This is a genomic window from Gracilibacillus halotolerans (assembly GCF_014206945.1).
Lineage (GTDB): Bacteria > Bacillota > Bacilli > Bacillales > Amphibacillaceae > Gracilibacillus > Gracilibacillus halotolerans.
This window is the reverse complement of the sequence record NZ_JACHON010000002.1, coordinates 201,881-213,957: the sequence shown is the minus strand read 5'-3', so window position 1 is coordinate 213,957 and position 12,077 is coordinate 201,881. Positions and strand designations below refer to the sequence as shown.

The following is a 12,077-nucleotide window of genomic DNA, read 5'->3' as shown; positions in this document are numbered from 1 at the left end:
TTAAAGTTTGATTTCAGGCACGTCAACCCATCGTCTTTGCTCCCATGCCTCTAGTCCAAGGTCAGATAGTTGTGTACCTTTTGCACCTTCTAATAAATCCCATGGGAATGGCTCATCAGCATGGACGTGCTTTAAAAATTGTTCCCACTGCACTTTAAAGCCGTTATCAAACACATCATTTGTAGGAACTTCTTGCCACTGAGAAGTGAAATCAAATGGGTTTTCAATGTCAGGATTCCATGTCGGTTTTGGTGTGTTTACACGATGTTGTACTTTACAATCACGTAGACCTGCTACAGCACTTCCTTCTGTTCCATCTACTTGAATTGTTAATAAATCTTCTCGGTTTACCCGTACAGTCCAAGACGAGTTCGCTTGCACAATAACACCGTTTTTCAATTCAAATGTTGCGTAGGCAGCGTCGTCTGCTGTAGCTTTGTACGTTTCACCATTCTCGTCAACACGTTCAGGAATGTGTGTCACGCCTAAGCAGGAAAGTGATTTAATTTCTCCGAATAGGTTATCAATTACATAACGCCAGTGAGCAAACATATCGACGATAATTCCGCCACCGTCTTCTTTTCGATAGTTCCAAGATGGTCTTTGTCCCTCTTGCCAATCTCCTTCAAATACCCAATAACCAAACTCCATACGTACTGAAAGAATTTCTCCGAAGAAACCAGAGTCAATTAATCGCTTTAACTTTAATAGACCAGGCAAGAAAAGTTTATCCTGTACAACGCCATTTTTAACGCCTGCTTCTCTTGCAAGTCTCGCTAATTCAACAGATCCTTCTAAATCTGTTGCAGTTGGCTTCTCACAATAAATGTGCTTTCCTGCTGCAATAGCTTTTTTGATAGCCTCTGCTCTTCTGACTGTTGTTTGAGAGTCAAAATAAATAACATTGTAATCATCTGCTAGTGCTGATTCTAAATCTGTCGAATATCTTTCAATCCCATGTTCTTCTGCTAGCGCTTTCAATTTCTTGTCGTTTCGACCTACTAAAATTGGGTCAGGCATTAGTGTGTCATCATTTTTCAACAAGACACCACCCTGCTCACGAATTGCTTTAATAGAGCGAATTAAGTGTTGATTCGTTCCCATTCTTCCGGTTACACCGTTCATAATAATTCCTATTTTATGTTCTGCCATGATTTATCTCTCCTTTATCTTTGTTGGTTCCATCATAGCTCACATCTTTCAATCCGTCTTACTAATCTAAGAACGAAATTCTTAATTTCGGAAATGACTTTATTGCAGTAAAAATCCCCATCTTTTTAGTTGATGAGGATATAAAAAAGTCTTATCAGTTTGCTTTTCCTGTGTATCTCTTTTCTTTATGTCGATATTTGTTTGGTGATAAAGAGGTTAAATTCTTAAACGTTCGATAAAAAGTCGAGATCGATTCAAAGCCAACTTCAAAGCAAATCGATGCAATGTCTTTATCCGTTTCCGCTAACATTTTTTTTGCTAAGCCTATCCTTACTTCTGTTAAGTATTGAATCGGCGTCACAGAATACGTTTCTTTAAAAATTGTATTCATATGCCGAGTACTCATACCTAATCTCGCCGCCAAATCCTCTGCATTAATCCATTCAAAGTAATGGGTATCAATATATTCTTTTAATCGCTCTGCTCGAAGCATGTTAGCATCCAGTGCAATGCTTTTGCGTTCCCCTCTAACCGCCAATAATAATAATTGTGCTAAAGCAATGTGTAAACCGAGTTTTTGATGCTCTGACTCATTCGCTTGTTCATAAAGTAACGTTCGTAAAAGCTGACGAATATCACTACTTGTAAATGAATCGATTTGAATGATTTTAGATTTAGAAAGTTTTTTTTGTAACGCATCATCGCGAAGAAGGGATAATGCCTCCTCACTAAATGCCAATACTAGGACAGTCATTTTTTTATCCGATACAATGGCATGAGGTGTATATGGTACGATAAATGCTAAATGATCCTGTTCGAGATGATACTGCTTTCCATCTAATTTAATATCCCCTGTACCTTCTAACGTATAAAGCAACTGAAAAATCGGATGGTGATGCTCTTCGACCCGATCGCCAGGGTGGTGTTTGCTTTCATATAATTTAACACCTGTTTGATTAAGTTGTATGGCTTTTAACATCGCGGTTCCTCCGATATTACCTCTCTATATTTTCTATTTATTTTCTTTTCGATAAAGATAAATTACGTTGACAATATGATTTCTTGGTGTTATTTTCATGAATAATAGTTTTTATAGTAAAATCTTATTCTATTATAATTGATTATTTTGTAAAAAGAAAAGTGAGGAGATGTCCAAATGACAGACAAGGTTTCCATCGTACTAGTTGGTGTTGGGGGTTATGGGAATATTTATGCAGAAGAACTTTTAATGTCGAACAATGTAAACGCATACTTAAAAGGAGTCGTTGATATTACATTAGAGAAATCAAGATTCTACGACGAGATTATGAAAAAGGAAATACCTGTTTACGATTCTTTAGAAAACTTTTATAAAGAACATGATGCAGATTTAGCTATAATTGCTACACCGATTCACCTACATAAGAAGCAGGCATGCTTAGCTATGGAAAATGGCAGTCATGTATTATGTGAAAAACCTGTCACCGCAGATGTGGAGGAACTACATCAGATGATTGAAACAAGAGATCGAACGAAGAAAATGCTTGCGATTGGCTTTAATTGGTCTTTTACTGATTCCGTACAAGAATTAAAGCAAGACATCGTAGCCGGCAAGTTTGGTCAACCGAAAAGGATGAAAAGTTTAGTGCTCTGGCCTAGGAATGCGGATTATTATAACCGGTCTGGTTGGGCTGGAAAACAATTTGGTCCAAATGGAGAAAAAATCTTTGATAGCGTGTTAAGTAATGCTACTGCACATTTTTTACATCATCTTTTTTATTTAAGTGGAGAGTCGATTTCAACTAGTACAAAAATACAAGAGCTTAAAGCTGAATTGTACCGTGCTAATCCTATTGAAACCTTCGATACGTGTGCTGTTAACATAAAGACATCGAATAATGTAGAAATTTTATATCTTGCCTCGCATGCTGTAAAAGATGAATACAAGCCACAATACTTTTTAGAGTTTGAGAATGCAACAATTACCTATCATCCGAATGATGAGGGAGACGAAATTGTTGCTACATGGAAGAATGGAGAAACGAAAGTATACAAAAGTCCAGATCGTATTCATTTACGCAAGCTTGACCGAATGGTAGAGGCTGTTGAGCAAAATTCGCATGAAGTACTCTGTGGACCTGAAGCTGCTGGTGCACATGTATACGCTATTGATGGGATTCATCGTTCCGTTGACCCAATTCCAACGTTTCCAAAACATTTAATTCAATATGATGAGAGTAATAAATTGACTACGGTGAGTGGACTGGAAGAGGCTTTAAAAAATTGTTATGAACAGTTTAAAATGCCAGCAGAATTAGAATTTGACTGGAGCAGACCTGGAAAAACAATTACGTATGAATAGGATATGAAAAACCGTAAGAGCCCGGGACAGAAGTATTTTATTATAGTAGATGCCGAACGATTTGTTAGAATTCGTTCGGTATCTACGCTTTTTTATAATTACTTCGCTAAAACACTTCGCTTTCCGCAGGCAACGCTTCAACTAATTTCATAAGTTTTTGAAAACTTATGAAATGGATTTTCAGCTGTTGCTTTTCCTGCTGGAGTCTCGTGTTTTGACTACGTAATTAATAAAACAGCATTTTATTTATTGTTCGTCTTCGATGATTAAAAATTAAGTTATGTCAAAGTCTCTATTATAAATAGATTTACTTCGTGTTTTTACATGTTTTCTAGTTGAATTTTTTCTAAGCTTAGTAGAATTTCTGCTAAGCTATGTCCCATATTGGATTCGACTGCCGCGATATACGCACCTTCCACTAGAGGAATACCTTCTGCTATTTTAACATCCTGGTTATTAGCAAATTCTATTGCCATTTCTGCGTTCATTTTTGCACTACCAAGATCATACATCAATAGAGCACCTGCTCCTTTATTAGCCTTTTCAATAGCTGCTTGAATTTTTTCAATGCTTGTACCTATTTCATTCTCTGTTGTGCCTGCTGCAACTTCGATTGGTACATCCTGAATCACTTGCCCTGCCAATTCCTTCACACCTTCACCGATCTTCAAACTGTGGGAAATTATTACGATACCTACTTTAGCATTCATAATTTTTCTCCTTTTAATACCTCTACTAACGCTTCAAATATATAAAAGGATGACATTGAGCCAGGATCTACATGACCTTTCGACTGATTCCCTAAATAGCTAGCCCGTCCTTTGGAAGCCTCTAATTCACGAGTGTCCTCAATCATGGCTTGACAAACTTCTGCCACGTCATTCCAATCCTCTATCTCGGAGTCTAACACCTCACCAACTTGAAACCATACATCATACATCGTTTTATCGCCTAATTCTACATTTCCTCTTTTCTTAATACTTTCGGCTGCTTCAACAATACCTTGTTTAAGTACTTGTTGATCAACTTCTTTATCTTGAAAAACAACCGACATCGCTAAGAAGGCGGTACCATAAAGTGGACCAGAAGCACCACCAACTTTTGCGGAAAGTGTCATAGCAGCACTTTTTAAAACATCTGATACAGATCCATACGTTACATTATTTATTTTTCCGGAAACCTCTGTAAAGCCTCGCACCATATTTAAACCATGATCCCCATCGCCAATTGCTTGATCTAATGCCGTTAGTTGATCTATATTTTTCTCCATTCGCTCTTTTATCGAGAACATCCATTGTTTTGCTCCATCTGTCGTTAATATCGTCATGCCACGACCCCTTTTCAAAGTAAAATAAATCTATCGTATCTATTATATGGTATTCGCTATTGTTTCGCTTGGATATTGTTACTAAGTTAATATATTCCCTATTAAATGGGAAAAATCCTGCTTTTTGCAGGATTTAATTCGTAGGTTTTACAGCTTCTAAAATATGTTTTTCTAGCTCCTTTGCATGCTTGAGTTTTTCTTCCTCATCCCATTGGAAGATTTCTTGCATACGGTCGATAACAGTATCTTTTTTCCTTTGTACATATTCCATATGAAAGAACAATGCACCGGTTCTTCTAATAAAAAAGTCACTTGGTGTACATGTAGCTTCCTCGTTGATACTGTACTGTAATATTGCTTCTGTTAACGGATCAAGTATAGATTCTACCCTTTTTGCTTCTTCATAATAATCTAAAATATGATCGACATTTGAACCATATCTTTGGACAATATTTTTTGCGTCTTCTTCTGCCAATCCTAGGCGAACAGCTTCTTCCGTCTTTTTCTCTTTAAATTCTTCGAAGCCTTTTGAGCCACCAACATCTCCACCTGATATAGGGAGTGTTGCTGTATTATTAGGATAAAATACACTACGGTTTTCCTTTACCATCCGGTCGACAATGATATCGACAACTTCTTCTGCCATTTTACGGTATCCTGTTAATTTTCCACCTGCAATAGAAATTAAGCCAGTTGAAGATTCAAATATCTCGTCTTTACGTGAAATCTCAGATGGGCTTTTTCCCTCTTCGCCAATTAATGGTCGTAACCCTGCCCAACTTGACTCGACATCATCCTCAGTTATTTCGACACTTGGAAACATAAATTGGATTGCTTTTAAAATGTATTCTCTATCTTCTATTGTCATGACAGGATGCGCAATATCTCCATCATACACAGTATCGGTTGTTCCAACATATGTCTTACCTTCCCGTGGTATCGCAAATATCATTCGACCATCAGGTGTATCGAAATAGACAGCCTGCTGCAGAGGAAAGCGTGATTGATCAAAAACTAGGTGAACACCTTTTGTTAATTGGAGAGTCTTTCCCTCTTTTGAGTTATCTTTTTCACGTAGTGTATCGACCCATGGACCAGTCGCATTGATAACGGATTTAGCATAATAATCATATGTGTCCTGAGTTAGTTGATCGATGACACGTACCCCTTTCAAACTTCCTTCTTCATAGATAAATCCTTCTACTTTTGCATAATTTATTGCCATTGTCCCTTTTTCAACTGCTTTTTTTAATACTTCCATGGTTAAACGTGCATCATCGGTTTTATATTCAACATAATAGCCTGCACCTACTAAGCCTTCTTGTTTTAATAAAGGTTCGTTCCGAAGTGCTTCTTCTTTCGTTAATAGTTGTCGCCGTTCTGCCTTTTTTACACCCGCTAAGAAATCATACACTCGTAAACCTATATTTGTAGAAAAAGAACGAAATGTCCCACCCTCATAAAAAGGAAGTAACATCCATTCTGGTGTTGTCACGTGTGGACCATTTTCGTATACTACTGCTCGTTCTTTTCCTACTTCTGCTACCATCTTAACTTCTAGTTGCTTTAAATAACGAAGTCCACCATGAACTAATTTTGTAGATCGACTAGATGTTCCAGCAGAAAAATCTTGCATCTCAAACAACGCAACATTCATTCCCCGCATTGTGGCATCTAGTGCGATTCCGGCACCCGTGATACCACCACCAATAACAATGAGGTCAAGCTCTTTTTCTTTCATCTGTCTATATGTTTCACTTCTAGCAAGACTTGAAAAATTCATTTCGTTCGTCCTTTCTACGATTGGTAATGGTTCTCTATACGATATTTGCGCGTTCATTCTAGTAGATTGCTCTTTTTCTTAATATACATCCATCTTTCCATAAAAAAACTGTACAGGGTATGACTTAATCGTCCATCTTAAAAACTCGAGTTGCTTGCACCGCCTTTTTCCATCCGTGATAAAGCTTTTCTCGAATTTCCGATTCCATCTCTGCTTCAAACTTATTATCTAGTTGCCACTGTTCCTTTATTTCTTCTTTGTCTTTCCAGAAACCAACGGCTAAACCAGCCAAATATGCAGCTCCAAGTGCGGTAGTTTCTAACGTAATTGGTCTTTCAACCGGAACATTTAAAATATCGCTTTGAAACTGCATTAAAAAGTCATTTGCCGCAGCTCCTCCATCAACACGAAGTGATTGGACGGTCATTTCTGAATCTTCTATCATAGCCATAAGAACATCTTTTGTTTGATAAGCAATTCCCTCTAATGTGGCACGAATAAAATGTTCCTTAGATGTAGCTCTAGTTAAACCGAAAACGGCTCCTCTAGCATCACTATCCCAATAAGGTGTCCCTAAACCTACAAATGCTGGGACAACATACACACCATCTGCAGATTCAACTCGTTTGGCATAGACTTCGGATTGTTGAGCTTGGTTGAACATTCTAAGACCATCTCTTAACCATTGAATCGATGAACCACCAACAAATATACTTCCTTCTAATGCATATTCGACTTTACCGTCTATCCCACATGCTAAGGTGGTTAGAAGACCATGCTTCGATTGCACGGGTTGTTCTCCAGTGTGCATAAGCATAAAACAACCAGTCCCATATGTATTCTTAACCATCCCTTTTTCAAAGCACGTTTGTCCGAACAATGCTGCCTGCTGATCACCTGCCACTCCTGCTATAGGAACTTGATAGCCAAAAAAGTGATAATCTAATGTTTTCCCATAAACTTCGGAGGAGGATTTTACCTCTGGAAGCATGCTTGATGGAACATTTAATATATCTAATAGTTCTTGATCCCATTCTAGCTCGTAAATGTTATACATTAACGTTCGTGAGGCATTTGTATAATCCGTTACATGAACCTTACCACCTGTCAACTTATAAATGAGCCACGTATCCATCGTACCGAATAGTAATTCACCCTTCTCCGCTCTCTCCCTGGCACCTTCTACGTTATCTAATATCCATTTTACTTTTGTTCCCGAAAAATATGGATCAATTAGTAAGCCTGTTTTTTTACGAAAAATATCTTCATAGCCGTCTTCTCGCAATTGACGACAAATCGATTCTGTTTGTCTTGATTGCCATACTAAGGCATGGTAGATTGGTTTGCCTGTCTCTTTGTCCCAAACAACCGTCGTTTCACGTTGGTTGGTAATCCCTATTCCTTTGATTTGTGCTGGACTTACGTCAGCTTTGCGAAGTGCATCTGCCATACATGATAAAACAGATGTCCAGATTTCATTCGCATCATGCTCCACCCACCCAGACTTAGGGAAAAATTGTTCGAATTCTTTCTGTCCAACAGAAACAGGCTGCCCGCTTTTATCGAACAAGATCGCTCTCGAACTAGTTGTTCCTTGATCAATCGCCATAATATATTTTTCCATACTTCTCCTCCTTTACTCTCCACGTCTTGTTAACACTAATATGTAAAATAATCTACTATGCTATACCCTTAATCCTCTGCATCCATTCCTCTGAACAATGAATAGAAAATAGCCCACATTGAATTTAAACCAATATTTTTTGGTAATGAAAAAATTCATGTAGGCTCTTCGGTGTAAGTTTTTAAATTTATCCGTATGGTTGATACTATTATACTCCGAATCGCAGTCATAATAAACTACTACATGCATCCTTTGCGGCCAACATCCTTTTGCTCTAATTTTCTACTACTTCGCTTTACTCCATCAAAGAAATTTTATACTCTCCTAACGGAAAAATGAGGTATCTGTCGAAATTAATAGTATTGCTTATATCTATACAAGAAAGCATGTATTTTAACTCTATTAGACTAGTAAAAAAGCAAAATTACTACCTTGTTCTTCCTTAAATCATTTAAAAAAATTTGCGAAAATACTTTATTTATCATAAACTGTTAATAACCCATGCCAATATTTTTACTATTTTTACAAACTACGATTGATTTGTCAGACTATTAGGAATCTTAGGACAAATTATTACGTACATGTTCTTATTCATGTTAAGATAGTAAAGTGTCTGTTTCTATTATCACACAGACGGTTTTTTTTATGGGCCGTTTGTCCATACCATCCTCGAATCTCATCCAGCCTAATATAGATGTATTCATTTGTAATACCTCTATTCCTATCGTCTAAGGCTATCTTTATTTATAAACCTATCCAACGAATGGGTCTGACACAAAAATTTCAGAAAGGAAGTGGGACAAATGGGGACTACATCAACGAAAAAATCAAGTGCTAGTTTAATACAGGATGCAGAATACTTAACAACTATTCTCGATAATGTTTTAGAAAATGAAGGTGGAGAAGCACTCTTAACTACCGTACGCACAATCCGATCCTTATCCACCGAAGTTCGTTTGACAGAAAGCATCGAATCACAAAATAAAATTAAGCAGATGATTGCAACTTTGGGACCAGATACACGTCAGAATGTTATTCGAGCATTTGCTACGCATCTGCATCTACTTAACATCGCAGAGCAAAATTATCGATTACGTCGACGTAGAGAATATCAAGCAGAAGATGATACGATTATTCAACCGCGGTCATTAGAAGACGGTGTAAAGAAATTAATTGACAATAATATTCAACCAGAACAAGTTACCGAATTACTTAACAAGCTTTCTATGGAGTTGATTATGACCGCACACCCAACGGAGGCTACTAGAAGAACGATTCTGCAAATACATAAGCGTATTGCTCGCTTGTTAATTGCTTGGGACTATTCATACACTCGTTACGATAAGAAAATAATTAAAGAACGAATTGAAAATGAAATTACAATTTTATGGCAAACGCAAGAAATCAGACAAAAGAAACCATCTGTTATGAAAGAAGTTTCGAACGGTCTATATTATTTTGATCGTGTATTATTTGATGTCTTACCGAAAATACATGATGACCTAGAAGATTTGTTATTCGAAAATTATAATTACCGTTGGAACATACCATCCTTTTTACGTTTTGGATCTTGGATTGGTGGCGACCGTGACGGTAACCCATTTGTAAAAGCAACAACGACGTATGAAACACTTAAAAAGCATCGTGAATTAGTTTTAAAGAAATATCGTGAATCTCTACAAATTCTTAAACATCGCCTAAGTCATTCAGATACAAAAGTGTCTGTCAGTGATGCGATTAGAGAATCTATCGAAAAAGATCGTAAGGTTCTAGCATTCAATGGATGGCATAAAGAAGACGAAGTATACCGTGTAAAGCTATCACTAATGTTGAAAAAACTAGAATTAACTGAAAATGAACAAGAGCATGGTTATCAAAAGTCAGAAGAACTTTTAGAAGATTTATTGCTCATTCGCGATAGTATGGAATTACATCATCCGAAAAGCAATCCAATTAAACAACTAAGAAAAACTATTCGACAAGTAGATTTATTCGGTTTCCACCTAGCGTCATTAGATATTAGAAACCACAGTGGTGAACATGAATCTGCTCTTAAAGAGATTTTCCGTAAAGTTGGAACAACGGAAGATTACAGTTCGCTTCAAGAGGATGAAAAAATTAAAACATTAACCAAGGTTTTAGAAGATCCTCGACCACTTGTTTCTATCTATGATGAATTTAGCGATGAAACGTTAGAAGTGATTAATACATTCCGAATGATAAAGAAAGCACAAGATACCTTCGGCCTAAGAGCAATCGAAGTATATCTAATTAGTATGACAGAAAATGCAAGTGATATTCTAGAAGTATTAGTGTTAGCTAAAGAAGCTGGTCTTTATCGAGTATATCCTGACGGAACGGTTGTAAGCAGAATTCATATTGCTCCACTACTCGAAACAATCGAAGACTTACAAAATGGACCAGATATGCTTCTAAAATTACTCGAGCTTCCACTTTATCGAAAGCACATCGATGCTCGTGGTAACCTTCAAGAAGTAATGCTCGGATACTCTGACAGTAGTAAAGACGGAGGAAATATTACCGCAAACTGGGAATTATACAAAGCCCAAGAGAAAATACATGCAATTGCTAGTAATTATGGCGTGAAATTAAAATATTTCCATGGTCGCGGTGGTTCTCTCGGTCGTGGTGGTGGCCCACTTTATTCTAGTTTATTATCCCAGCCGCCAGTTACTCTAGGCGATGGTGTCAAAATAACCGAACAAGGTGAAGTACTATCTTCACGTTATTTAATTGAAGATATAGCTTATCGAAGCCTAGAACAAGCTACTTCGACATTAATGACAGGAATATTAGGACTTGAAAGTGAAAAAGTAGACATGGAACCTACTAAAGAAGAAATTGAGGCGATGAACTCCATTTCTAACTATGCATTAGAAAAGTATCAAAGCCTTGTATTTGATGATGGTGGTTTCTTATCTTATTTCAACCAAGCAACTCCACTTAACGAGCTAGGAAATCTTAACATCGGATCACGACCAATGAAGCGTAAAGGCAGTAACAGATTTGAAGATTTACGTGCGATTCCTTGGGTCTTTGCATGGACGCAAAGTAGACAGCTCTTACCTGCTTGGTTTGCTGCTGGTACTGGTATTAAGAAATTTTTAGACGAAACTGGCAATTTAAGTATCCTCCAAAATATGTATAAACATTGGCCTTTCTTTGAAGCTACGATTAACAATTTACAAATGGCTCTAACGAAAGCTGACTTACAAACTGCCAAAGAATATGCAAATATGGTGGATGACAAAGAAATTAGCGAAAGAATCTTCCAACAAATTAAGGAAGAATACGATATTACAAAAGACATTGTTATTCAAATTACTGGACAAGAAGAATTATTGGATTATCGTCCAAATATTAAAGAATCTGTCCGACTGCGTAATCCTTTAGTAGATCCATTAAATCATCTACAAGTACTCCTTCTTTCTCAATTACGTAATGTAGAGGAAGACAGTGAAGAATACAATGAGCTATTAATGGAAGCATTATTAACAATTAATGGAGTTGCAGCAGGACTTCGTAACACTGGTTAATATACGTAATTTAAATGTAGGTATCGAGTGATTCTATTGAATCTGTTCGGTACCTATTTTTAATGGGCTAATGCTTCGATAGAATAAAACCACTCCAGATAGACACCACTTGACACTCGATAGAATAAATTTACTCCAGATAGACATCACTTAACGCTCGATAGAAGGAATTCACTCCAGATAGACACTACTTGACGCTCGATAGAATAAATTCACTCCAGATAGACACTACTTGACGCCAAATACAATCTGTTCGTTAATAGGACTTTTAAAGTTCCGTAGTATCCATTGCT

At 37.0% G+C, this 12,077-nt stretch carries 8 protein-coding genes; 2 read left to right on the top strand and 6 right to left on the bottom strand.

Annotated features, from left to right (window positions below; genetic code table 11):
• Both GGQ92_RS04890 and GGQ92_RS04885 read right to left on the bottom strand, forming a co-directional pair.
• Positions 1–1,152 (bottom strand): Gfo/Idh/MocA family protein, encoded by a 1,152-nt coding sequence (locus GGQ92_RS04890; RefSeq protein WP_184245187.1) that lies wholly within the window; start codon positions 1,150–1,152, stop codon positions 1–3.
• A 154-nt stretch (positions 1,153–1,306) separates the two neighbouring features.
• The gene (locus tag GGQ92_RS04885) at positions 1,307–2,131 is read right to left on the bottom strand and encodes an AraC family transcriptional regulator (protein ID WP_184245185.1); all 825 of its coding nucleotides are present in this window, start codon (positions 2,129–2,131) and stop codon (positions 1,307–1,309) included.
• 177 nt (positions 2,132–2,308) lie between these two features.
• Between GGQ92_RS04885 and GGQ92_RS04880 the strand changes: the two genes are divergently transcribed.
• Entirely contained in the window at positions 2,309–3,493 is a 1,185-nt protein-coding gene (locus GGQ92_RS04880; RefSeq protein ID WP_184245183.1) for a Gfo/Idh/MocA family protein, read from the top strand.
• Positions 3,494–3,813: 320 nt separating this feature from the next.
• Here the strand turns inward: GGQ92_RS04880 and dhaM are convergent, their stop codons facing one another.
• The 4 genes from dhaM to glpK form a co-directional block, all read right to left on the bottom strand.
• Positions 3,814–4,203: a dihydroxyacetone kinase phosphoryl donor subunit DhaM gene (dhaM, locus tag GGQ92_RS04875; RefSeq protein ID WP_184245181.1), complete on the bottom strand. Its 390-nt coding sequence runs from the start codon at positions 4,201–4,203 to the stop codon at positions 3,814–3,816.
• On the bottom strand, positions 4,200–4,820 hold the full coding sequence (dhaL, locus tag GGQ92_RS04870) for a dihydroxyacetone kinase subunit DhaL (RefSeq protein WP_184245179.1): 621 nt from the start codon (positions 4,818–4,820) through the stop codon (positions 4,200–4,202). Before dhaL ends, dhaM begins: the two co-directional genes overlap by 4 nt.
• A 133-nt stretch (positions 4,821–4,953) precedes the next feature.
• On the bottom strand, positions 4,954–6,603 hold the full coding sequence (locus GGQ92_RS04865; protein WP_184245176.1) for a glycerol-3-phosphate dehydrogenase/oxidase: 1,650 nt from the start codon (positions 6,601–6,603) through the stop codon (positions 4,954–4,956).
• Between the two features lie 124 nt (positions 6,604–6,727).
• Positions 6,728–8,227 (bottom strand): glycerol kinase GlpK, encoded by a 1,500-nt coding sequence (glpK, locus tag GGQ92_RS04860; RefSeq protein ID WP_184245174.1) that lies wholly within the window; start codon positions 8,225–8,227, stop codon positions 6,728–6,730.
• An 803-nt stretch (positions 8,228–9,030) separates the two neighbouring features.
• Here glpK and ppc point away from each other — a divergent pair.
• A complete protein-coding gene (ppc, locus tag GGQ92_RS04855; protein WP_184245172.1) occupies positions 9,031–11,784 on the top strand; it encodes a phosphoenolpyruvate carboxylase in 2,754 nt (917 codons plus the stop codon).
• Positions 11,785–12,077 lie beyond the last annotated feature (293 nt).